We start from the raw sequence: 23592 nt of genomic DNA, 5'->3' as shown, positions 1-23592 counted from the left end.
CTGAAAGGGACGGTCGCCCCAGCACGCCGGGGGCACATCCAGCCCCGCCGGCGTTTGAGGCGCGGGGTCTGGGGCGGAGCCCCAGGGAACGGTGGAAGGGCGGGGAGGGGGCCGCTCCGCACAGCGGCAACCCGCGCCCCGCCTCCGGGCCCGAGCCCAAAGACCCGAAGGGCACCGGCCCGCCAACCGGCAGGCCGACGGACGGAGTCCGGCGCAGCGGCGCGAAGCCGGGGAGGCCCGCCAGGGCCGAGCCGTGCGAGCGGCGCGTCAAGAAAGGGTGCGCAGGGCCCTGACCAGGGCCTGGGCTCGGGGGTCGGCCGTGACCGACTTGGCGTGGGCGTTGGTGACGTAGCCGAAGCCGATGCCCGTCTCCGGGTCCGCGAAGGCCAGGGAGCCGCCGCGGCCCGGGTGGCCGAAGGAGGCCGGGGTGAGCAGCGGGGAGGCCGGGCCGTGCAGCATGTAGCCGGGGCCGAAGCGGGTGTTCACCACCAGGACCCGGTCGGGGCCCGAGGACAGCTCCCGCGCGGCCAGCGCAGTGGTGGCCGGGGTGAAGACCCGCGCGCCGTCCTCCACCACCCCGATGGTGGCCGCGTAGAAGCGGGCCAGGGCGCGCGCCGTGCCGATGCCGGCCGAGCCGGGGAGCTCGGCGGCCTGGTAGGCGGGGTCGTTCTCGTCCGGCTGGGGGTCGATGGCCGCGAAGGCGCGGCGGGTGAGGGAGCCGGGGTCGGCGTAGGCCTCGGAGACGTTGCGCCGCGGCCGGGTCTTGAGCGTGCCCGCGCCGGACGGCGGGTCGACCGGGGCCACCCGCCCGACCCGGTGCGCCTCGCCCTCCGGCAGGCCGATCCAGAAGTCGAGGCCCAGCGGCTCGGCTATCTCCTCGGCCAGGATCGAACCGATGGTGCGCCTGGTGGCGCGGAGCACCAGCTCGGACAGCAGCCAGCTGAAGGTCTGCGCGTGGTAGCCGTGCTCGGTGCCCGGCTCCCAGAAGGCCCGCTGCGCGGCGACCGCGCGCGCCCCGCTGACCCCGTCCGCGGCCTCGGCGACGGTCAGTCCGCGATCCAGCGCCGGGACGCCGGCCCGGTGGGACAGGAGGTGGCGGACCAGGGTCCGCTCCTTGCCGCCCGCCTTGAACTCCGGCCAGTACGAGCTCACCGGCGCGTCCAGGTCCAGCAGTCCGCGCTGGTGCAGCAGCAGGGGTACGGCGGCGGCCACGCCCTTGGTCGCGGAGCGGACGATCTGCGCGGTGTCCTCGGCCCAGGGCTCGGTGCCGTTGGCGTCCTTGGTGCCGCCCCACAGGTCGACGACCTTGTGGCCGTCGCGGTAGACGGCCACGGCCGCGCCCCGGTCGCCGAGCACCTCGAAGTTGCGTACGAACGCGTCCCTGACGGGCTCGAAGCCCTCGGCCACCACACCCTGAATGTTCACGTCGACCCCAACAATCGACGGCCGGTCCTTATGCCACGGAGACCGAACGGGGGTCGAAGCCGAAGGGCAGCTCCAGGCGGTGGGCCCGCATCAGGGGCTCGTCGCACAGCAGGTCCTGCGTGCGGCCGTCGGCCGCGATGACGCCCTCGCTGAGGATGACGGAGCGCGCGCACAGCTCCAGCGCGTACGGGAGGTCGTGGGTCACCATCAGCACGGTCACGTCGAGCGAGCGCAGGATGTCGGCGAGCTCGCGCCGCGAGGCCGGGTCGAGGTTGGAGGAGGGCTCGTCCAGGACGAGGATCTCGGGCCGCATCGCCAGGACGGTGGCGACGGCCACCCGGCGGCGCTGGCCGAAGGAGAGGTGGTGCGGCGGCCGGTCGGCGAAGTCGGCCATGCCGACCTGTTCCAGGGCCTCGCGGACCCGCTGATCCAGCTCCGCGCCGCGCATCCCGGCCGCGGCCGGTCCGAAGGCCACGTCCTCCCGGACGGTCGGCATGAACAGCTGGTCGTCGGGGTCCTGGAAGACGATGCCGACCCGGCGGCGGACCTCGGCGAGGTTGCGCTTCTCCACCGGCAGCCCGGCCACCGTCACCGAGCCGACCCCGCCGGTCAGGATGCCGTTGAGGTGCAGCACCAGCGTGGTCTTGCCGGCGCCGTTGGGCCCGAGCAGGGCGACCCGCTCGCCGCGCCCGACGCTCAGGTCCACCCCGAAGAGGGCCTGGTGGCCGTCGGGGTAGGCGTAGGCGAGACCGGTCACTTCGAGGGACGGAGGAGACGGGGAAGACGGAGGAGACGGAGCGGGGTTCACAGGGTCCATCCCATCAGACAGACGGCGAGCGCCGTCACCGGGAGTGCGGCCGCGTACGCCCACTGGGCGCGCGTGGCCACGACGTCGTCGATCACCGGCATCGAGCCGGCGTAGCCGCGGCTGACCATCGCGAGGTAGACCCGCTCGCCACGCTCGTAGGAGCGGATGAAGAGGGCGCCGGCCGTCTTGGCCAGCACCCCCCAGTGCCGGATGCCGCGGGCCTCGAACCCCCGGGAGCGGCGGGCGATGGACATCCGGCGCAGCTCGTCGCCGATCACGTCGCCGTAGCGGATCATGAAGGAGGCGATCTGCACGAGGAGCGGCGGCAGCTTGAGGCGCTGGAGGCCCAGCAGGAGGGCCCGCAGTTCGGTGGTCGAGGCGAGCAGGACGGAGGCGGCGACGCCGAGCGTGCCCTTGGCGAGGACGTTCCAGGCTCCCCAGAGGCCGGAGACGCTGAGCGACATGCCGAGGACGTCGACCCGCTCGCCCTCCGCCACGAAGGGCATGAGCACGGCGAAGGCGACGAACGGGACCTCGATCAGCAGTCGGCGCAGCAGGAAGCCGGCCGGGATGCGGGCCACGGCCGCGGCCGCCGCGATGAGGGCGGCGTACAGCCCGAAGGCCCACACCGCCTCGCGCGGTGTGGACACGACGATCACCACGAAGGCGAAGGTCGCGGCGAGCTTGCAGTGCGGGGGCAGCTCGTGGACGGGCGAATGCCCGTGCCGGTAGAGCCTGTGCGCGTGGCCCGCTCCCATTCCGGGACCTCGGCTTCTCAGACCGCCGACGGCGCGGCCGCGGCCGGCTCGTCGGTACGGCGGCGGCGCACGGTCCAGAAGATCCCGGAGCCGACGGCGACGGTCGCGCCGACGCCGATGACGCCCGCGAGGCCGCCGGAGAGGCGGGCGTCGTCGACGTCCTTGACGCTGTAGTCGGCGAGCGGGGAGTCGGCGGCCGCGTGCTCCTCGACCTTCTGGTCGATGCCCTTGTCGGCGGCGACCTTCTCCAGGCCGTCGGGGCTGGCGGAGGCGTAGAAGGAGACGAATCCGGCGAGGACGAGGGCGGTGACCAGGCCGGTGGCCCACACCTTCCGGGTGGAGCGGGCGGCGGCGGGGGCCGGCGCGGGGGCCGCGGCCGGGGCGTCGACGAGCTCGCCGCCCACGCGCAGCTTCAGCGGCGCGGTGAGCCCGCGCGCGCCGTGCACCAGGTCGGGCCGTACGGCGATCACGGCGCCCACGGTCGCGGCGGTGATGGCGGCCTCGCCGATGCCGATGAGCACGTGCACGCCGACCATGGCGGTGAACACCTTGGCGATGGGCACGTCGGTGGTGCCGCCGACGGCGTAGATGGCGGTGAAGGCGCCGGCCGCGGCGGGCACCGAGAGCAGGGCTCCGGCGAAGGCGGCGGCGGTCACGGAGCGGCGGGTGGGCGGCAGCGCCTTGAGCAGCCCGCGGAAGATCGCGTAGGCGATGACGACGGTGACGACGCCCATGACGCTGATGTTGACGCCGAGGGCGGTGAGCCCGCCGTCGGCGAAGAGGATGCCCTGCATGAGCAGGACGACGGACACGCACAGCACGCCGGTGTAGGGGCCGACGAGTATCGCGGCGAGCGCTCCGCCCAGCAGGTGTCCGCTGGTGCCCGCGGCGACCGGGAAGTTCAGCATCTGCACGGCGAAGATGAAGGCGGCGACGAGGCCGGCGAGCGGGGCGGTGCGCTCGTCGAGCTCGCGGCGGGCGCCGCGGAGGCTGACGGCGACCGCGGCGGCGGCCGCCACTCCGGCGGCCACCGAGACGGGTGCATTGATGAATCCGTCGGGCACATGCATGGAGAGGCTCCGCATCCGGTTACGCAGTCTTTAACCGTTCAAGAGTAGTGCCCAATTGCAAACCGTTGGCAAGAGCGTCCGCGTCACAAATAGCACCGCGCGCTTTCGTCGGAATGTGCGAGGCTGGACGGACAAACAGACTCAAACACTCCGATTTCTGAACAACTGGAATCCGAGGAGCAGGTCGATGTCAGCACCCGCCGAGAACCCCCCAGCGACCATGACCCCGACCGCCGTCGAGGAGCGCGTCCGCGCCCGCGTGATCACGGACGACCCCCTCTACCGGGCGATCCCCGTCGCCCTGCGCTTCGCCCCCGCAGAGCCGCTGGCCGTACGGATCGTCTTCCCGGCGGACGTCACCCCCGAAGGCACCGACAACGAGTGGGTCTTCCCCCGCGCCCTGCTGGAAGCGGGCCTGCTGGCCCCGACCGGGACCGGGGACGTACGCGTCTGGCCCTGCGGCCGCGTCCAGGCGGTCGTCGAGTTCCACTCCCCCGAGGGCGTCGCCGTGATCCAGTTCGACATCGCGGTACTGCGGCGCTTCCTGCGCCGTACGTACGCCACCACCACCCGTTAGGCGTAAACGGCCCGGCCCCGTACCTGAGGTTCAGGTACGGGGCCGGGCCGCTTGTGCGTACGGACGTACGGGGCCGGGTCAGGCGTTGACCAGCTCGCGGTCCTTGTCCGGGCCCTCCGGGGAAGCGGCGAGGTGCTTGCGCAGGCTCTCGCCCTCCACGTCCACGTTCGGCAGGAGCCGGTCCAGCCAGCGCGGCAGCCACCAGGCCTTGTGCCCGAGCAGGGCGAGCACCGCCGGGACGATGGCCATCCGGACCACGAAGGCGTCGAAGAAGACGGCGACGGCCAGGCCGAAGCCGATCATCTTGACCATCTGCTCGCTGGCTCCGATGAAGCCCGAGAACACCGCGATCATGATGACGGCGGCGGCCACGACCACCCGGGCGCTGTACTGGAAGCCCGTCACCACGGCCTGGCCGGGGCGCTCTCCGTGGACGTACGCCTCACGCATGCGGGTGACGAGGAAGACCTCGTAGTCCATGGCCAGGCCGAAGACGACACCCACCATGAAGATCGGCATCATCGACATGATCGGGCCGGTCTGCTCCACGCCGAAGAGCGAGCCGAGCCAGCCCCACTGGAAGACCGCGACGACGGCGCCGAGGGCGGCGACGACCGAGAGCAGGAAGCCGAGGGCCGCCTTGAGCGGGACCAGGATCGAGCGGAACACCAGCATCAGCAGCAGGAAGGCGAGGCCGACGACGAGCGCCAGGTAGGGCAGCAGCGCGTCGTTCATCTTCTGCGAGAAGTCGATGTTCATCGCGGTGGCGCCGGTGACCATGACGTCGTTCCCGCTGCCGTCGCGGATCTCGTGGACCAGGTCCTCGGTCTGCGTGGAGGACGGGCGGTCCTTCGGGATGACGGTGATCATCGAGGCGTCGCCGGCCTCGTTGGGCATGGGCGGCATGACCGCGGCCACGCCCTCCAGGCCCTTGATCCGCTCGACGGTGGAGTCGGCGAGCGCCTTGTCCCCGTCCACGACCACCATCAGCGGGCCGTTGAAGCCCGGGCCGAAGCCCTCGGACAGCAGGTCGTACGCCTGGCGCTGGGTGGTGGAGACCGGCTGGGCGCCGTCGTCCGGCAGGCCCATCTCCAGCTTGCTCGCCGGGACGGCGATGATGCCGAGGCCGATCACACCGGCCAGCAGCACCATGACCGGGCGGCGCAGGACGAAGCGGGCCCAGCGGGTGCCGCCGTTGGCCTTCTTCTCGGTACCGGCGGGCTTGCCCTTGCCGAACAGCTTGCTCTTCTCGCCCGCGGGGAGCACCTTCTTGCCCGCGAAGCCCAGGATGGCGGGGACCAGCGTCAGGGCGACCAGGACCGCGATGACCACGGTTCCGGCGGCCGCGAAGCCCATCTTGCTCAGCATGGGGATGTTGACGACGGCCAGGCCCACGAGGGCGATGACCACGGTCAGACCGGCGAAGACCACGGCGGAGCCGGCGGTTCCGGCGGCGCGGCCGGCGGCCTCGTCCCGCTCGCGGCCCTCGGCGAGCTCCGCGCGGTAGCGGGAGACGATGAAGAGGGCGTAGTCGATGCCGACCGCGAGGCCGATCATCATCGCGAGGGTGGAGGTGGTGGAGCCGAGGTCCAGCACGTTGGCGAGCGCGGTGATGGTGGAGATGCCGATGCCCACGCCGATCAGCGCGGTCAGCAGCGGCAGTCCGGCCGCGATCAGCGAGCCGAAGGTGATGACCAGGACGATGCCGGCGATCAGGATGCCGATGATCTCGCCGGAGCCGGTCTCGGGGGCCGCCATCAGGGCGTCGCCGCCGATCTGGACGTTCAGGCCCGCGGCGGTGGCCTCCTTGCCGGAGTCCTTGAGTGCCTCGCGCGTCGCGTCGGTCAGCTCCATGCCGCTGACCTTGTACTTGGTGCTGACGTAGGCGGTGGAGCCGTCCTGGCTCACGGCCTGCGCCTGGTACGGGTCGGCGACCGAGGAGATCTGGTCCTTGCCGGGGCCGGACTTCAGACCCTCGACGATCTTCTCGACCTCGGCCTTGGGGGCGGGGTCGGTGACCTTGGCGCCCGCCGGGGCCTTGATGACGATGCGGGCGGTGGCGCCGTCGGCGGCCATGCCCGGGAACTTCTCGTCCAGCAGGTCGAAGGCCTTCTGGGCCTCCGTGCCGGGTATCGAGAACGAGCCGGAGGTGGGCGCGGAAGCCGTCGCCGCGCCGAAGCCGGCGGCGAACAGCAGCGCGACCCACACAAGGGCGACGAAGCGGCGGCGCCGGAAGGCGCCTCGGCCGAGCCGGTAGAGGAAGGTAGCCACGTCGGTGGTTCTCCCGTTCAGGTCGTGGGATGGAAGGGCAGGAAAAGCCGGCCCGACGACGAGAGCGGCGTGTCAGGAACAGCGGGAGCAATGCATGGGGACGGGGAGGATCAGACGCCGAGGGCGGGGAAGACCACGGCGTCGATGAAGTCACCGAGGAAGGTCCGGTCCACCGGACGGTCCTCGATCAGCGGGAGCGCGATGAACGCCCCGATGAGCATGTGCGGTACGAAATCCAGCGCCGGGCAGTCCGGGCGGATCTCGCCCCGGTCCACCGCGCGCTGGAGCATCACCTGGAGACCGGTGATCTCGGGATCGACCAGCAGGTCCCGCAGCGCCTTGTGGAGTTCCGGGCTCTCGTGCACGGCATGGGCCAGACCCCGCATCAGTGCGGTGTCCTTGGCCATCTGCGCGTCGTCGGAGTGCTCCACCATGCGCGCGAAGTCGCCGCGCAGGCTGCCCGTGTCGATTTCCCGCAGCGAGACGGGCTGCGTACATCGAAGGGCCTTGGCGACCAGTTCGGGCTTGCTCCCCCACTGGCGGTAAAGGGTGGCCTTGCTGGACTTCGTACGGGCCGCGACCGCGTCCATGGTCAGCGCCTCGTAGCCGACCTCACGGAGCAGGTCGAGGACCGCCCCGTGGAGTTCGGCTTCCCGCTCGGGGGTGATCCGGCTGCGCCGGGCCGACATCGCCTCGGTCATCTCCGCGCCTCCCATCCGAACGAACGAAACTGTTCCGTACGCTTAAGACCATACCCCCGCCCCGAGCGAAACGAAACCGTTCCGTTTCGCTTTGGAGAGTGGCATGGATCACCTGTACGAGTTGCCAGGCCCCCTTCGCGCGGAAAGCATTGGGGGGTGAGTCACGACGTCGCGTACCTCCGGTTCCCGCACCTGCACGACGACCTGCTGTGCTTCGCCACCGAGGACGACCTCTGGGTCGCCCCGCTGGTCCCCGACGGACAGACCCCCGGCCGGGCCTGGCGGATCACCGTCGACCGGACCCGGGTCGGGCACCCCCGCTTCTCCCCCGACGGCCGGCACATCGCCTTCACCACTTGGCGCAGCCTCGACCCCGAGATCCACCTCGCCCCCGTGGACGGCGGGCCGGCCCGCCGGCTCAGCCACTGGGGCTCCACCGACACCCGGGTCTGCGGCTGGGACCCGGACGGCAACATCCTGGCGGTCTCCTCGCACGGGCAGCCGTTCTCCTACTACTCCTGGGCCTACAAGCTGCCCGTCGACGGCAGCCCCGGCGGCCGCCTGCCCTGGGGCCCGGTCTCCGACATCCAGGTCGCCGACGTCGACGGGGAGCACCGCAGCCTGCTGCTCACCGGCAAGCCCCCGCACGAGCCCGCCGCCTGGAAGCGCTACCGGGGCGGCGCCACCGGCCGGCTGTGGCTGCACGGCAAACGGCTGCTGGCGGACGTGGAGGGCCACCTCGACTCCCCCATGTTCGTCGACGGCCGCATCGCCTTCCTCTCCGACCACGAGGGCATCGGCAACCTGTACTCCTGCCTGCCCGACGGCACCGACCTGCGCCGCCACACCGACCACGAGGAGTTCTACGCCCGGCACGCCTCCAGCGACGGCTCCCGGATCGTCTACCAGTGCGCCGGGGACCTCTGGCTCGTCGAATCCCTGGCCCCGGACGCCGTCCCGCGCAAGCTCCCGGTGCGCCTGGGCGGCCCGCGGGCGGGCCGCCGTACGTACCAGGTGCCGGCCGCCAGCCACGTGGACTCCCTCTCCGTCGACGCCACCGGGCGGGCCAGCGCGGTCGTGGTGCGCGGCAGCCTGTACTGGCTGACCCACCGCGACGGACCGGCCCGCACCATCGCCGACACCCCCGGCGTCCGGGTGCGGCTGCCCGAGATGCTGGGCTCCGGCGGGCAGGTCGCCTACGTCACCGACGCCGAGGGCGAGGACGCGATCGAGATCGCCTACCTCCCGCGGGCCTCCGGGGAGCGGGAGCCGCGCCGGCTGGCCTCCGGCGAGCTGGGGCGCGTACTGGAACTGCTGTCGGATCCGGACGGCGAGCGCCTGGCCATCGCCTCCAACGACGGGCGGCTGCTGCTCATCGACGCGACCGAGGAGTCCAACGGCGAGGTCACCGAGCTGATCCGGTCCATCAACGGGCCGGTGACCGACCTGGCGTTCTCGCCGGACGGGGCCTGGCTGACCTGGTCGCACCCGGGGATCGGGCGCTCCCTGCGGCAGATCAAGATGGCGCGGATCTCGGGACCCGGGGCCCGCCTCGTCGTGGACGTCACCAACGGCCGCTTCGAGGACGAGAATCCCGTCTTCACCCGGGACGGCCGCTACCTCGCCTTCCTCTCGTGGCGCGGTTTCGACCCGGTCTACGACGTGCACACCGGCGACCTGTCCTTCCCGCTGGGCTGCCGCCCGTACCTGGTGCCGCTGTCCTCGGCCACCCCCTCGCCCTTCGCGCTGTCCGCCGAGGGGCGGCCCGCGGCGGGCGGGCTCGACCCGGCGGAGGGGGACTCCGCCGACGGCGCGGTGATCGTGGAGGTGGAGGGTCTGGAGAGCCGGGTCACCCCGTTCCCCGTGACCGCGTCCAAGTACTCGGCGCTCTACCCGGTGAGCGGCGGCGGGCTGGTCTGGCTGCGCTGGCCGATCTCCGGCGCGCTCGGCGAGACCTTCGCCAACCCGGCCGACATCAGCGGCAAGCCGACGCTGGAGCACTTCGACCTCACCAAGGCCCGCAAGACCGAACTGGCCTCCGGGCTCGACTGGTTCGCGGTCAGCGGCGACGGCACCCGGCTCGTCATCAACGACGACGGGGACCTGCGGGCGGTCCCGGCGACCGAGTCGGGCGACAGCGACTCGACCGTCTACCTGGACCTGCGGCGCATCCTGCACGAGGTGGACCCGGCGGCCGAGTGGCGCCAGGCCTTCGAGGAGGCCGGGCGGCTCATCCGCGCGTACTTCTGGGAGCCGAAGATGTGCGGCATCGACTGGGACGGGGTGCTGCGCCAGTACCGCCCCCTCGTCGAACGGGTCGCCTCCCCCGACGAGTTCGCCGACCTGCTGCGCGAGGTGCTCGGCGAACTCGGCACCTCGCACGCCTACGTCTCCCCCGCGCGCCGCAACGAGGGCCCGCCGCACTACCAGCGGGCCATCGGGCTGCTCGGCGCCAACCTCGTGCACCGGGAGGAGGGCTGGGTGGTCAAGCGGATCCTGCCCGGCGAGTCCTCCGACTCCAAGGCCCGCTCCCCGCTCGCCGGCACCGGCATCCGCGACGGCGCGGTGCTCACCCACGTCGACGGGCGCCCGGTGGACCCGGTGACCGGCCCGTACCCGCTGCTCGCGGCGGCCGGGGGCACCACCGTCGAGCTGACCTTCCAGCCCGCGGAGGGCGAGGGCCGCTCCCGGCGGGTCGCGATCGTGCCGCTGGTCGACGAGCGGCCGCTGCGCTACCAGGACTGGGTGTCCAAACGGCGCGAGGTGGTCCGGGAGGTCAGCGGCGGCCGGTGCGGCTACCTGCACATCCCCGACATGGGCGGCTCGGGCTGGGCGCAGTTCAACCGCGACCTGCGGATGGAGATGTCCCGGCCCGCGCTGATCGTGGACGTACGCGGCAACGCGGGCGGGCACATCAGCGAGCTGGTGGTGGAGAAGCTGACCCGCTCGATCCTCGGCTGGGACCTGACGCGCAACGCCCAGCCGGTCTCGTACGCCTCGAACGCGCCCCGGGGTCCGATCGTCGCGCTGGCCGACGAGGCGACCTCCTCGGACGGGGACATGATCACGGCGGCCTTCAAGCTGCTGGGGCTCGGCCCGGTGGTCGGACAGCGGACCTGGGGCGGGGTGGTCGGCATGACCGGCCGGCACACCCTCGGCGACGGCACGGTGATCACGGTGCCGATGAACGCGGCGTGGTTCCCGGAGTACGGGTGGTCGGTGGAGAACCACGGCGTGGAGCCGGACCTGGAGATCCTGCGCACCCCGCTCGACTGGGCGGAGGGGCGGCACGCCCAGCTGGACGATGCCGTGTACCTGGCGCTGGAACTGCTGGAGCAGGACCCGGCCGCGGTGCCGCCCGGCTACACGGACGTCCCGGACCGCCGCCGCCCGAAGCTGCCGCCTCGGGAGTGAGCATGCGTAAGGGGCGCGATCCGTGGAACGTACGGATCGCGCCCCTCACTCACTACTGCTCAGTGCTCGGTGCCCTGTTGCGCGAGGTCAGTCTTCGAAGCGGTCGTCAAAGGTGTCACGGGCCTTCTCGGCTTGCGACTTCGCGTCCTGTTCGGCCTGCGAGGAACGTTCGGAAGCCTCGTCCTGCGCGCCTTGGGCCTTGGCCCTGGCCTGGTCCGCGAGCTGCTTCGCCTTGTCCTGGAACTGGTCCTTGATACCCATGCTCTTCACTCCATGAGGGGTGTTGGTGGTGGGGCCTCGACCAGACTGGCATGACCGGACATGGCTCGCATTTCGGCTAGTGACTCTGCGTGCGCTCCTTCTCGTCCGCGGCCCCGCCGGCTCCCACAAGACCCTTGGAAACACTGGCCAGTCGCGGTTCGAACCGCTTCATCTCGCGCTGTCCGACGGTCGAGATGATCCCGGGGAGGTAGCCGCGGACCCCCTGCATGCCCCGCAGCCACCACTGCGCGTACACGTGCGCCGAGCGCCGCTCGATGCCGGCGACGATCCGGTCGACGGCCGGCCCCAGCGGGTAGGTGCGGTTCGAGGGCCACGGCAGCCGCTGGCGCAGCTCCCGCATGACCTCGTCCTGGTCGGCGCCCCGCACCATGTCGGTGTCGGTCCAGGAGAGGTAGCCGACGCCGACCTTGACGCCCTTGTAGCCGACCTCGGCGCGCAGGCAGTGGGCGAAGGCCTCGACGCCCGACTTGGAGGCGCAGTACGCGGTCATCATCGGCGCCGGGGTGATCGCGGCGAGCGAGGCGATCTGGAGGAAGTAGCCGCGGCTCTCCATCAGGACGGGGAGGAAGGCGCGGGCGGTGACGGCGCCGCCGATGAGGTTGACCTCGATCACCCGGCGCCACGCGTCGGGGTCCGAGTCGGCGAACGGCCCGCCGGCGGCCACGCCCGCGTTGGCGACGACGATGTCGACCTTGCCGAAGCGCTGCTTGACCTCCTGCGCCACGCGGGCCATGGCCTCGTGATCGGTGACGTCGGCGTACCAGTGGTCGCTGTCGGTGTGCAGCCGCTCGGAAACCTCCTTGAGCGCCTCCGGCTCCAGCCCCACCAGGGCGACCTTCGCGCCGCGCGCCGACAGCTTGCGGGCGAGCAGTTCGCCGACCCCTCGGGCGGCGCCGGTGACGACGGCGACCTGGCCTTCCAGACTCCTGCGAGCACTCACAGCGACTCCTCCTTCTTCTGTTCGAGGCTGGGCTGATCCAGGAACTGCGCGGTCAGCTCGCGCACGGCGTTGGTCACGGCCTCCGGGGCCTCGATCGGCGTCATGTGCCCCATGCCGGTGAGCTCGGTGAGCCCCACGCACTTCGGGAGCGCGGCCGCGAGCCCGCGGGCGTGCACGACGGGCGTCAGCCGGTCCTTCGTTCCACCGATGACGGCGGTGGGCACGGTGAGCCGGGACACGTCGGCGTCCAGGTCCAGCCCGGCCAGCACCTGGGACCAGGCGTGCCGTACGCCCGTGGGGCAGGCGTGCACGATACGGGCGCACGCCTCCACCTTGTCGGGAGCGGAGCCGGGGCCCATGGTGGCGTACTTCAGGACCTTCCGGGCGGCGGGCGTGACCGGCCCGAGCGGGGCGCGGGAACCGAGGACCGCGCCGGTGATACGGGTCCGCGCGCGCCCGGCGCGCAGCGGCAGGACCTGCGCCTCCGCGACCAGCCGGGCGCTGCCGGTGCTGCACAGCAGCGCGGCGGCGGCGTGCTCGGCGAACTCCGGCCGCCCGGAGGCCGCCATGATCGTCATCCCGCCCATGGAGTGCCCGGCGACGACGGCCCGTTCCGCGGGGGCGAGGGTGGCGCCGAGCACGGCCACCAGGTCGTCAGCGAGGGCGGCGGTACTGTGCGCGCGGGCGGCGGGGCTGCGCCCGTGGCCGCGCTGGTCGTAGGCGATGACCCGGTGGTCCTTGGCCAGCTCCCGTACCTGGGCGGCCCAGAAGGCGGTGGAACAGGTCCAGCCGTGCGCCAGCACCACGGCCGGCGCCCCGTCCTCCCCGTGCACCTCGACGTGCAGCCGCGCCCCGTCGGCGGAAACGGCAACGAGCTCCCGCCGCGCAACGGGCGGCGCGTACCGCCCGACGGTGACATGCCCTACGCGACTCATGCCGCACCCTCGGTTTCAGCCTCGCCGGGGGCAACTCCCGCCCCGCCGGAGGCAAATCCAGCCCGGCCAGGGGCAACTCCACCCTCGCCCGAGGCAACTCCAGCCCCGCCGACGGCAACCTCACCCTCACCCGAGGCAACTCCAGCCCCGCCGACGGCAACCTCACCCTCACCCGAGGCAACTTCCGCCCGGCCGGAGCCAACTCCAGCCCCGCCGGCGTTTGAGGCGCCGCCGGAGGCAAATCCAGCCCCGCCGGCGTTTGAGGCGCGGGGGCCCGGGGGCAGAGCCCCCGGCAGCGGCGCCGCACCGGACCCCCCGGAGCCCGCCCGGGGCCGCCCCGGCTTGCCGGACTTGGCCGGAGCCGCAGCCACACCCGCAAGCACCGGCACCGGCACCGGCACCCGTACGACCTCGTACTCGCCAAGGTCCACGGTCCGCGTCTCCCGGCGGAACTCCCCGGTCGTCCCCGGCCACACGGTGGTGTTGCGCCCCTGGGCGTCCAGGTACCAGCTGGTGCAGCCCCCCGTGTTCCACACGGTCCGCTCCATCCGAGCCTGCACCTGCCGGTTCCACTGGTTCACGGCCGAGGGCCGCGCGGCGAGCGCGACCCGCCCGCCCAGCATGCCGAGCTGCCGCAGGTAGTCCGCCATGTAGTTGAGCTGCGACTCGATCATCAGGATCATCGAGCTGTTCCCCAGCCCGGTGTTCGGCCCGATGATCGTCATCCAGTTGGGGAAGCCGGCCGCGGTGGCCCCGCGCAGCGCCTGCATCCCGTCCTTCCACGCGTCCGCGAGGGTCTTGCCGTCCGCGCCCACCACCCGGTCGGCGATCGGCATGTCCGTGACGTGGAAGCCGGTGCCGAAGATGATCGCGTCGACCTCGGTCTCCGTCCCGTCGGCGGCGACGAGCACCGACCCCCGGATCTCCTTCAGCCCGGAGGCGACCAGGTCCACATTGGGCCGGGCCAGCGCCGGGTAGTACTCGCTCGACAGCAGGATCCGCTTGCAGCCGATCCGGTACGAGGGCGTCAGCTTGGCCCGCAGCGCCGGGTCCTTGATGGAGCGGGCCATGTTGGCCTTGGCCAGGGACTCGATCAGCCCGAGCTGGTTCGGCCGCTTGGTGAAGGCGCTGACCTGGAGCTCCCGGATCCCCCACAGCAGACCGCGCCGCGCCGCCCGGGTGAAGGGCAGCTGGCGGTGCAGCCAGCGCTCCACGGCGGTGATGGCCCGGTCGGTGCGGGGCATGACCCACGGCGCGGTCCGCTGGAAGAGCGTCAGCCGCTCCACCTCGGGGGCGATGGCGGGCACGATCTGGATGGCGGAGGCGCCGGTGCCGATCATGGCCACGCGCTTGCCGCGCAGGTCGTAGTCGTGGTCCCAGCGCGCGGAGTGGAAGACCTTGCCGGGGAAGCCCGACAGTCCTGGGACCTCCGGCATCTTCGGGTCGGACAGCGGCCCGGTCGCCGACACCACCACATCGGCGGTCAGGTCGCCGGAGGAGGTCTCGATCTCCCAGCGCAGCGCGTCCGCGTCCCAGCGCATCATCCGGACCTCGGAGTCGAGCCGGATGTGGCGGCGCAGCCCGAAGGTGTCGGCGACGTGCTCCAGGTACGCGCGGATGGCGGGCTGGCCCGAGAAGGTCCGGGGCCAGTCGGGATTGGGCGCGAACGAGAACGAATAGAGGTGCGAGGGAACGTCGCACGCGCACCCCGGATAGCTGTTGTCGCGCCAGGTCCCGCCGACCGAGTCGGCCCGCTCCAGCACGACGAAGTCCGTGATCCCCTCGCGACGCAGCCGCACGGCCGCCCCGAGGCCGCCGAATCCGGACCCGATCACCGCCACGCGTACGTGCTCGCGTGGGGAGATGTCACTGCCACCCATGCCTGCCGCCTTCCGCTTCTTCCACAGCCCAGCCCAGACCCAGATAAACACTGCCAGCAATCACTGGCACAATCGGGAGGGTAGAGCAGCCCCCGTACTCATGGGTAGGGGTCGCGCCCGGAAAGTTACTGTCGGTACGCCATAGGCTGCGACTGTGGCGAAGGATGAGACGGAAGAAGCGAAGACAGTGCGCGAGTACCGCACGGAGGAACTGGCCGAGGCGGCCGGCATCCCGGTCCGCACCCTGCGCTTCTACCGCGAGCGCAAACTGCTCCCGCCGCCGCGCCGCGAGGGCCGCATCGCCTGGTACGACGACCACCACCTGGCCCGGCTGCGCACCATCGCCGCCCTGCTGGAGCGCGGCCACACCCTGGGCGGCATCGCGGAGCTGACCGCCGCCTTCGAGAGCGGCCGCGACGTCAGCCAGCTCGGCGAGCTGCTCGGCATCGGCTGGTCGGAGGAGACCCCGGTCCGGCTCACCCCCGAAGCGCTGGCCGACTACTTCGAGGGCGAGGTCACCCCGGAGAACCTGGCGGCCTCGCTCGACCTGGGCTACCTCGCCACCGACGGCGACGAGATCGTGCACGTCAGCCGGCGGCTGCTCGACGTCTCCTCGGCCCTGGTCCGCGAGGGCGTTCCGCTCTCGGCGGTCCTGGAGACGGGCCGCCGCGTCCGCGAGCACGCGGACGCGATGGCGGCCCTCTTCACCGAGCTGATATCGACCCACATGTCGCCGGACGCCCTCCCGCGCCTGCGCCCCCTCGCGAAGAGCGTGGTCGAGGCCGAGCTGACGATGGCGATGGACCGCCTGCTGGCTTCGTCCCCGGCTCAGGAACCGAGCTCGTAGACGACGGTCACGGGCGCGTGGTCGGACCAGCGCTCGGGGTGCGTCTCGGCCCGCTCGACGAACGCCTTCACGGCCTTCGCGGCCAGCCCGGGGGTCGCCACCTGGAGGTCGATCCGCCAGCCGGCGTCGTTGTCGAAGGCCCGCCCGCGGTAGGACCACCAGGAGTACGGCCCCTCGGTGTCGGGGTGCAGCGCGCGCACGACGTCGACGTAGCCGGCGTCGGTGTACACCGTGCCGAGCCACTCCCGCTCCTCGGGCAGGAACCCGGCGTTCTTCCTGTTGGTCTTCCAGTTCTTGAGGTCGGCTTCCTGGTGGCAGATGTTCCAGTCACCGCAGACCACGACCTCGCGCCCGTCGGCGGCGGCCCGCGCCTTCAGCTCCTGGAGGTAGGTGTGGAACTCCCCCATGAACCGGTACTTCTCGTCCTGCTTCTCGGTCCCGGCCTCGCCGGAGGGCAGGTAGAGGCTGGCGACGGTCACACCGGGCAGGTCGATCTCGATGTAGCGCCCGCTCGCGTCGAACTCGTCACTCCCGAACCCGACCCGCACGGCCTCGGGCTCCCGCCGCGCGTACAGCGCGACCCCGGCCCGGCCCTTGGCGGCAGCCGGCGCGAACACGGTGTGCCAGCCCTCGGGGGTCCGCGCCTCGGCCGGAATCTGCGCCTCCTCCGCCCGTACTTCCTGCAGGCAGACGACATCGGCGTCGGATCCGGCGAGCCACTCCACGAAGCCCTTCTTGGCGGCGGCGCGGATCCCATTCACATTCACGGAGGTCACGGTGAGCATCCCTGCACGATAGCGGGATGGTTCCGTACGCTATTCGGATGTCTCACGGTATAAACATCCGCCCCGTGCCGTACGACCACCCGGACGCGGTCAAGCTCAGCGACCAGGTCCAGCTGGAGTACCAGGAGCGGTACGACGGCGAGGGCGACGTCACCCCCCTCGACCCCGCCATGTTCGCCCCGCCGCGGGGCCTCTACCTGCTGGCGTACGACGCCGCGGGCTCCCCGGTCGCGAGCGGCGGCTGGCGCAGCCAGGAGGAGAACGACGCGGGCTACTCGGACGGCGACGCCGAGCTGAAGCGCATGTACGTGGTCCCGGAGGCCCGCGGCCTGGGCCTGGCCCGCCGCATCCTGGCGACCCTGGAATCGGACGCCCGCGAGGCGGGCCGCACCCGCATGGTCCTGGAAACGGGCGACCAGCAGCCGGAGGCGATCGCCCTGTACCTCTCCTCGGGCTACACGCTGACGGCCCCGGCGGCCAAGTTCGGCCACTACCGCTCCTACGACTCGAGCCGCTGCATGACGAAACCGCTCCGCTAGCGCCTCAGGCAGCGCTCAGGGCGATGGCCGCCGCGTAGGCCGGCGGGGCCTGTACGTCGTGGACGGTCCAGCCGCCGATCGCGGCCGGGGTGTCCGAGATGCCGACGTACGGCTCGGCGAAGCCGTAGGCGAGGCCGACGCCCGTGCCCTTGAGGTAGGCCTCCTTGCGGGTCCAGAGGCGGGCCAGCGCCGTGGGCCGCCGCGCGCCGGGGAGGGCGCGCAGGGCGGTGTTCTCCTGCGGGTGCAGGGAGGGGAGCAGTTCCTCGGCGATGCCCGGCTTGGGGACTCCCTCCACGTCGGCGCCGACCGGCACGCCGGAGACGGCGATCAGCGCCAGGTCGTCGCTGTGCGACAGGGAGAAGTGCGGGCCGCCGCCCGCCACGGCGGGACGGCCGTGCGGCTCCCCGCAGCAGGGGCAGTCCTCGCGGGTGACCGGCACGGACCGCGGGTCCAGGCCGGTGTAGCCGCCGAGGACCAGCCGCAGCCCGATGTGGGCGGCGCGGTAGCGGTGCCGGTCGCCCGGGCGGCGCAGTCGCGCCGCCCGGGCCCGCTCCGCCTCGCTGAGCAGGTCGTCCGCGCTCTCCACGCGGTGGCCGCCGACGACTTCCCGGGTGGTGTCGAGCCACCACAGGACGACCTCGCGGCCCTGCGGGACCGGGCCGGTCCGGGGTTCCGCGGCGTCCAGGACGTACTCATCCATGGTCGCCGGTCCCGGCCAGGGCCCGGATGGTGGGCGTCCGGAACAGGTCGCGGAGCGGGATCGCGGGCAGGCCGCGGGCGCGCAGCGCGGCGCTGATGCGCACGGCGAAGAGGGAGTTGCCGCCGAGCTCGAAGAAGTCGTCGTCGAGCCCGACCGGGGTCCCGAGGACCGTCGTCCAGATCTCCCGGAGGACGGCGGCGCGGTCGTCCCCGCCCTCTGCCTCGGCCACCGGCGCCGGGGCGGCGGTGCGCACGGGCAGCGGGAGGCGGGCGGCGTCGAGCTTGCCGTTGGTGGTGAGCGGGAGGGTGTCGAGGGCGGTGACGGTCGCCGGGAGCATGTACCCGGGCAGGACCCCGGCGGCCCGCTTGCGGACCCCGGTGGTGTCCAGGTCGGCCGGCACCACGTAGGCGTCGAGCCGGGCGGACGCCGGGTCGGCCGGGTCCTCGCGGCGGACGATCACGGCGGCCGCGCGGACGTCCGGGTCCTCCAGGAGCACCGAGCGGATCTCGTCGAGCTCGATGCGGAAGCCGCGGATCTTGACCTGGCTGTCGATCCGGCCGAGGTGTTCCAGGGTGCCGTCGGGGCGCAGCCGCCCCAGGTCACCGCTGTGGTAGCGGCGTCCCCCGGCGTACGGGTCCTGCGTGAAGCGGGCGGCGGTGAGTTCGGGCTGTCCCAGGTAGCCGAGGGCCACGCCGGCGCCGCCGACGCAGATCTCGCCGGTCACCCCGGGCGGGACGAGGCGGCCGCGCGCGTCGATCACGTACAGGTGCCAGCCGGGGAGGGCCGGACCGACGGAGCGGGAGCCGTCGAGGGCGAGGGCGCGGGTCACCGTCTGGGCGGTGACGTGCACGGTCGTCTCGGTGATGCCGAACATGTTGACCAGGCGGCAGTCGCTCTCGGGGTGGTGGTCGAACCAGCGCAGCAGCATCCGGGCGTCGAGCGGTTCGCCGCCGAAGACCACGAGGCGTACAGGGAGCGGCGCGTGGTCGGTCTCCAGGAGCTGGGAGAACGCGGAGGGGGTCTGGCTGAGCACGGTGACCCGGTCGCGGAGCAGCAGGTCCCGGAACTCCTCGGGGTCGCGGGAGACGAGGTACGGGACGACCACGAGGCGGCCGCCGGTGAGCAGGCAGCCCCAGATCTCCCAGACGGAGAAGTCGAAGGCGCCGGAGTGGAAGAAGCTCCAGGTGTCGTCCGGGCCGAGACCGTACTCCTCGCGGGTGGCGTCGATGAGGGCGACGACGTTGCGGTGCGGGACGACGACGCCCTTGGGGCGGCCGGTGGAGCCGGAGGTGTAGATGACGTAGGCGGGGTCGTCCGGGCTGCCGGCCTCCGGAAGCGCGCGGGCGGGAGCGGCGGCTGTCAGCTCGTCGGGGGTGACGGCGGTGCCGGCCCCGCCCGGGTACTCGGGGGCGCGGGTGATCACGAGGGCGAGGCCCGCGTCCTGGGCGGTGTGGACGAGCCGGTCGGCGGGGTAGGCCGGGTCGGTGGGCACGTAGGCCGCGCCCGCCTTGAGCACGCCGATCATGGCCACGACGAGCTCGGTGGTCCGCTCCAGGCAGATGCCGACGCGGTCCCCCGGGGTGACGCCGCGGGCGAGCAGGCCGTGGGCGAGCCGGTCCGCCCGGGCGTCGAGCTCGCGGTAGGTGAGGGAGGTGTCCCCGTCGCTGACGGCGGTGGCGTCGGGGGTGGCGGCGACGCTACGGGCGAACGCGTCGGTGAGCCGCGCCGGTTCGCCGGTCAGCGGCTGCGCGGGGCGCCCGAGCCGGGCGACGCGCTCGCGCTCGGCGGCGTCGAGCGTTTCGGCGTCGGCGGCCGGGGTGTGCGGGGCGTCCGCGAACTGCCCGTACAGGTGGGCCAGATGTGTCACGAACGCGGCGGCGGTCTGCGCCGAGAAGTGGCTCCGCCGGGCGGAGTACCAGAGCCGTGCCCCGCCGGAAGCCAGCGGCAGCAGGGCCAGCGTCAGCGGGAACGGCGGCGCCAGGCAGGGCAGGTATCCGTCCGCTTCAAGGCCGTCGGCGGCGGTCGGCTCGATCAGCCCGGCCGTCACGGGCCGGTCCACGGCGGCCGCGGTGGCGACGGCGGTCCGCAGGTCCGCGAGGGGGGCTTCGGCGGGCAGGGCGAGTTCGAGCGCGCCGCGCAGGTCGGTGGCGACGACGGCGCTGTCGGGGGCCCCGTGGCCCGCGTACCGCTGGAGGGCGAGCGCGAGCGCGGCCAGCCACCCATCGGTGTCGCCGGCGTCGGCGGCGTCCAGGTCGAACGACCCGGAATCCCAGCCACCGTCCCCACGCACCCCACCACCCCAGTCGGGCGGCGCCACCGCAGCCCCGCCGGAGACAACTCCAGCCCCAATTCCAGCCCCGCCGGCGTTTGAGGCGCCGCCGGAGGCGAAATCAGCCTCGCCGTCGTTTGAGGCGCGGGGGTCCGGGGGCAGCGCCCCCGGCAACGGCGCCGCACCGGACCCCCCGGCCGCAGCCACCCCAGCGGGAGCGACAACGGCGGCCAGCCGGCCCAGACCCACCCGGTCCAGTGCGGAGCGGTGGGCGACGACCACCAGGTCGGCGATGCCGTCCCGGTGGCGGAGCAGCACGCACCGCACCGTCTCCGTCGCCCGGTTCAGCTCCGCGTCCCGCCGCCGGGCCGCCTCCGGGTCCTCGGAGCCGGCCGGTATGTCGTCCACCCAAAGCCGCCAGGGACCGATGGCTGCCAGGCGGGCGGCCAGCCGCTCCGCATCGGCCTCGGGCCCGCTCAGCCGGATCTGTACGGCGTGGCACTGCTCACCCACCACGGGGTGTCCTCCCTCTCTCACAACGGTCACCTTCTTCCGGTTCCACGCCCGTTCAGCGCGCGGTGAACCCGCCGTCCACGGTCAGGACCGAGCCGGTCACCTGGCGGGAGTCGTCCGAGACCAGGTAGACCACGGCCGCGGCCACGTCCTCCGGCTCGATCAGCGCGTTCATCGGCTGGGCCTCGGTGAAGGTCTGCTCGTGCTCGCCGACCTGCACCTCCAGGGCGCGGGCGATCTCGGCGAGCATCCGGCCCTCGGCGGAGGAGTCGTCGCGCACCGAGCCGGGGCACACGGCGTTGACCCGGACCTTGGTGGGCGCGTAGTCCAGGGCGGCGGCCTTGGTCAGGCCGATCAGGCCGTGCTTGGCGGCGACGTACCCGGCGAAGTGGCGGTAGCCGACCAGGCCGGCCGTCGACGAGATGTTGACGATGCTGCCGGACCGGCGTGCGCTCATCGCCCGGCCGACGGTACGGATCACCCGCCAGGCCCCGGACAGGTCGACGTCGATCATCAGCGCCCACTCGTCCTCGGCGATCTCGTGGGCGGGCTTGCCCGAAGGGGCGGCGATCCCGGCGTTGTTGACGACGGCGTCGATCTGCCCGAACCGCTCCTCGGCGAGCGCCACGGCGGCCTCCACCGAGGACAGGTCCCGTACGTCGCAGGGCGCGGTGAGCACGGCGGCGCCGGCCTCCCGGCACAGCGTCGCCGTGTGCTCCAACTGGCCCTGCGTGCCCAGCGGGTAGGGGACCCCGTCGAGGTCGCCGCACAGGTCCAGCAGGACCAGGTCGGCGCCCTCGGCGGCGCAGGCTGCGGCGGTGGCCCGCCCGAGGCCGCGGGCGGCGCCCGTGACCAGGACGGTCTTTCCGGTCAGACGCACTGTTCCTCCCGTACGCGGGCCAGGTCCTCGGCGACGATCGCCAGGAGCTCCGGCGCGGACTCGGTGAGGTACATGTGTCCGCCGGGCAGTTCGACCGCGCGGAAGGCGCTGTCGGTCGTACGCTCCCAGGCGGCGGCCTCGGTACGGCTGACCAGGGTGTCGTCGGCGCCGCGCAGGCAGGTGACGGGGACCGGGAGCGGTTCGCCGCCGGCGGGCACGTAGGACTCGTGCATCTCCACGTCCGCCCGCAGGGTGGGCAGGATCAGCTCGCGCATCTCGGGGTCCTGGAGGGCCTCGTGGGTGTATCCGGCGAACTCGTTGACACGTTCCAGGAAGGCGTCGTCGTCGAGGCCGGTGGCCCGGCGGTCGCGCTGTTCGGCCGGGTGCGGGGAGCCGCTGGCGAACAGGCCCACGAGGGTGACCCCGGGGGTCTCGGCGAGCCGGCGGGCGAGCTCGTAGGCGAGGACGGCGCCCAGGCTGTGGCCGAAGAGGGCGATCCGGTGCGGCTGCGGCGAGTCGGCGAAGGCGGCGAGCAGGTCGGCCAGCAGGCCGTCGGCGGCGGTGGCCGCGTCGCGGTACGGCTCCTCGTCGATCAGCCGCTCCCGGCCGGGGAGCTGGAGCGGGAGGATGTCCAGCGCGTGCTGGTCGGCCAGGCGCTGCCACGGCCGGTAGAAGGAGGCGCCGGCGCCGGCGAAGGGCAGGCAGACCAGTGTGGTGCGGTCGGACATGTCACGCATCCTGGGGGGTGTCGGCGGCGAGGCGGGCGTCGTACCGGACGGGCAGGGACACCAGTCCGCGGCTGGTGGAGTTGTCGAAGAGCCACTCGAGCTCCTCCGCGGGGACGGCGAGGCGCAGCCCCGGCAGGCGGCGGAGCAGGGTGGTGAAGGCGATCTGGCCCTCGACCCGGGACAGCGGCGCGCCGACGCAGAAGTGCGGGCCCTGGCCGAAGGCCAGGTGGCGGTTGGCGGTGCGGGTGATGTCCAGCTCGTCGGGGTTCTCGAAGGCCTCGGGGTCGCGGTTGGCCGAGCCCATCAGGAGGTGGACGAAGCTCTCCTTGGGGATGGGGCAGCCGCCTAGCTCCATGTCCTCGGCGGCGACGCGCAGGGTGCCGCGGTAGACGGGGGACTCGAAGCGCAGGAACTCCTCGACCGCCGAGTCGGCCAGCTCCGGCTTGTTGAGGAGCAGTTCGAACTGGTCGGGGTGGGTGAGGAGGGCCTGGGTGCCGTTGCCTATGAGGTTGGCGGTGGTCTTGTGGCCCGCGATGATCAGCAGGACGAGGGTGGAGACCAGCTCGTCGTTGGTGAAGCGGCCCTCTTCGTCGGCGGCCCGGAGCAGGATGCTGACCAGGTCGTCGCCGAGGTTGGCGCGGCGGTCGGCGAGCAGGTCGAGGAGGTAGCGCTCGATGTTCTCGCTGGCGTCCTTGAGCTTCTCGTTGGACTCGGCGTCGGGGTACGGGGCCCCGCTGAGCCAGTTGCCCCAGGAGTGCAGCTGCGGCCGGTCGGCGACCGGGACCCCGAGGAACTCGCAGATGACCCGCATGGGCAGGGAGAACGCGAACTCCATCAGGTTCACCTCGCCCTCCGCCGGGAAGGCGTCGATGAGCTCGTCGGTGATCTGCTGGATGCGGGGGCGCAGCACCTCCATGCGGCGCGGTACGAAGGCGCGGCTGACGAGCTTGCGCAGGCGGGTGTGCTCCGGCGGGTCCGCGGTCAGCATGTTGCTGATGAGGACGGGGCTGGCGTCCTTGACCAGGTCGCGGAACCAGGCGGGGGCGTTGTCGATGCGCTTGGACAGCCGGGGGTCGCTGAACCCCTTGAGGGCGGTCTCGTAGTCGGCGACGACGTAACCCTCGCCGCCCACCGGGTAGTTGATGGCCTGGACGGGGCAGCCGGAGCCGCGCAGCCGGGTGTTGCCGGCGTGGAGGTCCCCGCCCTCGGGGGCGGTGAAGAACTCGGGGGGAAGCTGTTCGAGGGTGACGGGCAGCTCGTTCGTCATCGG

General features: G+C 72.8%; 19 protein-coding genes and 1 pseudogene. 4 read left to right on the top strand and 16 right to left on the bottom strand.

Going from position 1 to position 23592, the window contains the following annotated elements:
* Nucleotides 1-267: 267 nt before the first annotated feature.
* From ACFWBN_RS19305 to ACFWBN_RS19290, 4 genes are read right to left on the bottom strand one after another with little or no spacing between them, the layout of a single operon-like run.
* Nucleotides 268-1425 carry a serine hydrolase domain-containing protein gene (locus tag ACFWBN_RS19305; protein ID WP_385178077.1) on the bottom strand — a complete coding sequence of 386 codons (1158 nt, stop codon included), beginning with the start codon at nt 1423-1425 and terminating at the stop codon, nt 268-270.
* 28 nt (nt 1426-1453) lie between these two features.
* Nucleotides 1454-2242, bottom strand: coding sequence for an energy-coupling factor ABC transporter ATP-binding protein (locus ACFWBN_RS19300; protein ID WP_385178076.1), 789 nt, complete (start codon nt 2240-2242; stop codon nt 1454-1456).
* Nucleotides 2230-2991, bottom strand: coding sequence for a cobalt ECF transporter T component CbiQ (gene cbiQ, locus ACFWBN_RS19295; RefSeq protein ID WP_385178075.1), 762 nt, complete (start codon nt 2989-2991; stop codon nt 2230-2232). Before cbiQ ends, ACFWBN_RS19300 begins: the two co-directional genes overlap by 13 nt.
* A 17-nt stretch (nt 2992-3008) precedes the next feature.
* Nucleotides 3009-4061 (bottom strand): energy-coupling factor ABC transporter permease, encoded by a 1053-nt coding sequence (locus ACFWBN_RS19290; protein ID WP_385178074.1) that lies wholly within the window; start codon nt 4059-4061, stop codon nt 3009-3011.
* Between the two features lie 187 nt (nt 4062-4248).
* Here ACFWBN_RS19290 and ACFWBN_RS19285 point away from each other — a divergent pair, with 187 nt between their 5' ends.
* Nucleotides 4249-4638, top strand: a complete 390-nt coding sequence (locus tag ACFWBN_RS19285; RefSeq protein ID WP_385178073.1) for an SsgA family sporulation/cell division regulator — start codon at nt 4249-4251, stop codon at nt 4636-4638.
* 78 nt (nt 4639-4716) lie between these two features.
* On the opposite strand, the gene ACFWBN_RS19280 is transcribed toward ACFWBN_RS19285, so the two are convergent.
* Together ACFWBN_RS19280 and ACFWBN_RS19275 are read right to left on the bottom strand one after the other, a co-directional pair.
* The gene (locus ACFWBN_RS19280; RefSeq protein ID WP_385178072.1) at nt 4717-6909 is read right to left on the bottom strand and encodes an MMPL family transporter; all 2193 of its coding nucleotides are present in this window, start codon (nt 6907-6909) and stop codon (nt 4717-4719) included.
* A gap of 110 nt (nt 6910-7019) precedes the next feature.
* Nucleotides 7020-7610: a TetR/AcrR family transcriptional regulator gene (locus ACFWBN_RS19275; protein ID WP_385178071.1), complete on the bottom strand. Its 591-nt coding sequence runs from the start codon at nt 7608-7610 to the stop codon at nt 7020-7022.
* A 156-nt stretch (nt 7611-7766) separates the two neighbouring features.
* Here ACFWBN_RS19275 and ACFWBN_RS19270 point away from each other — a divergent pair, with 156 nt between their 5' ends.
* Nucleotides 7767-11024 (top strand): S41 family peptidase, encoded by a 3258-nt coding sequence (locus tag ACFWBN_RS19270; RefSeq protein ID WP_385178070.1) that lies wholly within the window; start codon nt 7767-7769, stop codon nt 11022-11024.
* 87 nt (nt 11025-11111) lie between these two features.
* Here the strand turns inward: ACFWBN_RS19270 and ACFWBN_RS19265 are convergent, their stop codons facing one another.
* The 4 genes and pseudogenes from ACFWBN_RS19265 to ACFWBN_RS19250 all read right to left on the bottom strand — a co-directional run.
* On the bottom strand, nt 11112-11285 hold the full coding sequence (locus ACFWBN_RS19265; RefSeq protein WP_385178069.1) for a hypothetical protein: 174 nt from the start codon (nt 11283-11285) through the stop codon (nt 11112-11114).
* A 76-nt stretch (nt 11286-11361) separates the two neighbouring features.
* Nucleotides 11362-12246 (bottom strand): SDR family oxidoreductase, encoded by an 885-nt coding sequence (locus tag ACFWBN_RS19260; RefSeq protein WP_385178068.1) that lies wholly within the window; start codon nt 12244-12246, stop codon nt 11362-11364.
* A complete protein-coding gene (locus ACFWBN_RS19255; protein ID WP_385178067.1) occupies nt 12243-13181 on the bottom strand; it encodes an alpha/beta fold hydrolase in 939 nt (312 codons plus the stop codon). Before ACFWBN_RS19255 ends, ACFWBN_RS19260 begins: the two co-directional genes overlap by 4 nt.
* A 395-nt stretch (nt 13182-13576) precedes the next feature.
* Nucleotides 13577-15046 (bottom strand): annotated as a pseudogene (locus tag ACFWBN_RS19250) (flavin-containing monooxygenase); the annotation flags it as partial.
* Nucleotides 15047-15215: 169 nt separating this feature from the next.
* Here ACFWBN_RS19250 and ACFWBN_RS19245 point away from each other — a divergent pair.
* Nucleotides 15216-15908, top strand: coding sequence for a MerR family transcriptional regulator (locus tag ACFWBN_RS19245; protein ID WP_385178066.1), 693 nt, complete (start codon nt 15216-15218; stop codon nt 15906-15908).
* On the opposite strand, the gene ACFWBN_RS19240 is transcribed toward ACFWBN_RS19245, so the two are convergent.
* Nucleotides 15890-16693, bottom strand: coding sequence for an exodeoxyribonuclease III (locus ACFWBN_RS19240; protein WP_385178065.1), 804 nt, complete (start codon nt 16691-16693; stop codon nt 15890-15892). The two genes, ACFWBN_RS19245 and ACFWBN_RS19240, sit on opposite strands and share 19 nt — an antisense overlap.
* A gap of 38 nt (nt 16694-16731) precedes the next feature.
* On the opposite strand from ACFWBN_RS19240, the gene ACFWBN_RS19235 reads away from it, so the two are divergent.
* A complete protein-coding gene (locus tag ACFWBN_RS19235) occupies nt 16732-17232 on the top strand; it encodes a GNAT family N-acetyltransferase (RefSeq protein WP_385178064.1) in 501 nt (166 codons plus the stop codon).
* 4 nt (nt 17233-17236) lie between these two features.
* On the opposite strand, the gene ACFWBN_RS19230 is transcribed toward ACFWBN_RS19235, so the two are convergent.
* From ACFWBN_RS19230 to ACFWBN_RS19210, 5 genes are read right to left on the bottom strand one after another with little or no spacing between them, the layout of a single operon-like run.
* Nucleotides 17237-17932, bottom strand: coding sequence for a 4'-phosphopantetheinyl transferase family protein (locus ACFWBN_RS19230; protein WP_385178063.1), 696 nt, complete (start codon nt 17930-17932; stop codon nt 17237-17239).
* A complete protein-coding gene (locus ACFWBN_RS19225; protein ID WP_385178062.1) occupies nt 17925-20717 on the bottom strand; it encodes an amino acid adenylation domain-containing protein in 2793 nt (930 codons plus the stop codon). Before ACFWBN_RS19225 ends, ACFWBN_RS19230 begins: the two co-directional genes overlap by 8 nt.
* 52 nt (nt 20718-20769) lie before the next feature.
* The gene (locus tag ACFWBN_RS19220) at nt 20770-21594 is read right to left on the bottom strand and encodes an SDR family oxidoreductase (protein ID WP_385178061.1); all 825 of its coding nucleotides are present in this window, start codon (nt 21592-21594) and stop codon (nt 20770-20772) included.
* The gene (locus ACFWBN_RS19215; RefSeq protein ID WP_385178060.1) at nt 21585-22322 is read right to left on the bottom strand and encodes a thioesterase II family protein; all 738 of its coding nucleotides are present in this window, start codon (nt 22320-22322) and stop codon (nt 21585-21587) included. The genes ACFWBN_RS19220 and ACFWBN_RS19215 overlap by 10 nt, the downstream gene beginning before the upstream one ends.
* A 1-nt stretch (nt 22323) precedes the next feature.
* Nucleotides 22324-23589, bottom strand: a complete 1266-nt coding sequence (locus tag ACFWBN_RS19210) for a cytochrome P450 (RefSeq protein ID WP_385178059.1) — start codon at nt 23587-23589, stop codon at nt 22324-22326.
* Nucleotides 23590-23592: the final 3 nt, after the last annotated feature.

This window comes from Streptomyces sp. NPDC059989 (assembly GCF_042736975.1).
Lineage (GTDB): Bacteria > Actinomycetota > Actinomycetes > Streptomycetales > Streptomycetaceae > Streptomyces.
The sequence above is the reverse complement of the archived record's forward strand: the minus strand, read 5'-3'. Positions and strand labels throughout refer to the sequence as shown.

Coding starts and splice junctions, on each gene's coding strand:
- ACFWBN_RS19265 (WP_385178069.1), bottom strand. CDS start 11,285: ATGGGTATCAAGGACCAGTTCCAGGACAAGGCGAAGCAGCTCGCGGAC.
- ACFWBN_RS19290 (WP_385178074.1), bottom strand. CDS start 4,061: ATGCATGTGCCCGACGGATTCATCAATGCACCCGTCTCGGTGGCCGCC.
- ACFWBN_RS19300 (WP_385178076.1), bottom strand. CDS start 2,242: ATGGACCCTGTGAACCCCGCTCCGTCTCCTCCGTCTTCCCCGTCTCCT.
- ACFWBN_RS19230 (WP_385178063.1), bottom strand. CDS start 17,932: ATGGATGAGTACGTCCTGGACGCCGCGGAACCCCGGACCGGCCCGGTC.
- ACFWBN_RS19240 (WP_385178065.1), bottom strand. CDS start 16,693: ATGCTCACCGTGACCTCCGTGAATGTGAATGGGATCCGCGCCGCCGCC.
- ACFWBN_RS19215 (WP_385178060.1), bottom strand. CDS start 22,322: ATGTCCGACCGCACCACACTGGTCTGCCTGCCCTTCGCCGGCGCCGGC.
- cbiQ (WP_385178075.1), bottom strand. CDS start 2,991: ATGGGAGCGGGCCACGCGCACAGGCTCTACCGGCACGGGCATTCGCCC.
- ACFWBN_RS19210 (WP_385178059.1), bottom strand. CDS start 23,589: ATGACGAACGAGCTGCCCGTCACCCTCGAACAGCTTCCCCCCGAGTTC.
- ACFWBN_RS19285 (WP_385178073.1), top strand. CDS start 4,249: ATGTCAGCACCCGCCGAGAACCCCCCAGCGACCATGACCCCGACCGCC.
- ACFWBN_RS19275 (WP_385178071.1), bottom strand. CDS start 7,610: ATGACCGAGGCGATGTCGGCCCGGCGCAGCCGGATCACCCCCGAGCGG.
- ACFWBN_RS19235 (WP_385178064.1), top strand. CDS start 16,732: ATGTCTCACGGTATAAACATCCGCCCCGTGCCGTACGACCACCCGGAC.
- ACFWBN_RS19255 (WP_385178067.1), bottom strand. CDS start 13,181: ATGAGTCGCGTAGGGCATGTCACCGTCGGGCGGTACGCGCCGCCCGTT.